The 1,501-nt window shown below is 43.2% G+C and carries 2 protein-coding genes; both read left to right on the top strand.

Going from position 1 to position 1,501, the window contains the following annotated elements; genetic code table 11:
• The coding region (locus tag ACEW8S_RS15075) for a ThuA domain-containing protein (protein ID WP_373518953.1) at positions 1–780 on the top strand (780 nt) is incomplete at its 5' end.
• A 140-nt stretch (positions 781–920) separates the two neighbouring features.
• Positions 921–1,501 (top strand): hypothetical protein (locus ACEW8S_RS15070; protein WP_373518952.1); only part of this gene is annotated, 581 nt, incomplete at its 3' end.

Raw genomic sequence — 1,501 nt, 5'->3', positions numbered from 1 at the left:
ATAGAATTCGCGTTCCCTCCTGCCATGAAAAATTTGGCCGAAGTCAATCAAGTACTAAAAGCCAAGAAATCCGATTTGAAAAGCTCAAAAGAACTACTTAAGGTTTTGTGGGTTTCGGGCCCCAAAGATCACGGGCCCGATGAACATGATTATCCTTTACAGAAAGAAAGGTGGAAACAACTTTTGTCCATGGCAGATAGTGTTGAAGTAACTACTGTATCCAGATGGCCTGCCCCGGATCAATTTGCAGCTGCGGATGTCATCGTATTCTATTGGAATTACCCGGAATTCAATGAAGAGAACGGAAAGCAATTGGATAAATTTCTACAAAGGGGCGGCGGTCTGGTTTATCTCCACTATGCGGTAGATGCTACCGATAACCCACAGGCATTGGCCGATCGCATCGGGTTGGCATGGGGAGGCAAACCTAAATTCAGACACGGCAGGGTCGAACTTAATTTCAGCAAAAATTTTAATCCGATTACGCAGGGCTTTGATAAAACCGTATTCGAGGACGAAACGTATTGGGACCTCGTTAAAGGTTCGAAAGAGATAAATGTTCTTGCTACCGCTTCCGAAGAGGGTAAGGACATTCCGATACTTTGGACAACCACCGAGGGCAAAGGCCGAGTGTTCGTTTCGATTTTAGGCCATTACAATTGGACTTTTGATGATCCGTTATTTAGAATTTTATTGTTAAGAGGTATAGCTTGGACGGGAAAAGAACCTATAGATCGATTCGAGCCTCTAGCGACCATGGGGGCGAGGATCAGTAAATAGAAACTATATCGATGAAAGACAAAATAAAAGGAAATATGAATATACTATCATTACTCCATTGCCAGGAACAGCATTGTCATCGCAGAAATTTTTTCATGGGATTTCGTTTTGTTCCCGCGTCTGACAGGGCCCTTATTCTTATGCTTTTATTTTCCTCCTTTACCCTAATCGGTCAAGGTTCGGAAAATACAGTTCATTCCAATACCGACATTGAGCATCTTGATTTTACCGTAGAGGAAGCAACGGAATGGACGGCGCTGTTTAACCGTAGATCGGGTTGGTTCGGTGCCGATGGCATATACGCGATACCACTTAATGCCAAGGATAATGAAATAGCGAAATCTAGTACTGAAACGATGTTTATTTTTAGTGATACGATGATCGGTGATATAGCCGCCGATAGTACTTTGGTGCCAGGATATGTTATGGTCAATAACACTGTCGCATTTCTTAATGGAAATGAGCCAAAAGAAGATGCTATTAGTTTCGCTTGGGCAAAAGATGGTAGAGGAAAACCAAAACCTTTATTTTTTCCCGAAACCGCTTCCGCCGAAAAAGGTGATTATTACTGGCTAGGGGATGGATTTCTCAATACTGGGATAGGGAATACTACTTATATTTTCGCCTATAGGATGAGGAACCTCGACAAGAACGAGGACTGGTCATTTAAGGAGATGGGCACCAACCTTATCGCATTGCCTTCGGGAAGTAGGCGCCACCG

Origin of the sequence: Pricia sp., from assembly GCF_041745955.1 — a bacterium.
Taxonomy (GTDB): domain Bacteria; phylum Bacteroidota; class Bacteroidia; order Flavobacteriales; family Flavobacteriaceae; genus Pricia.
This window is presented reverse-complemented; position numbering and strand designations above follow the sequence as displayed.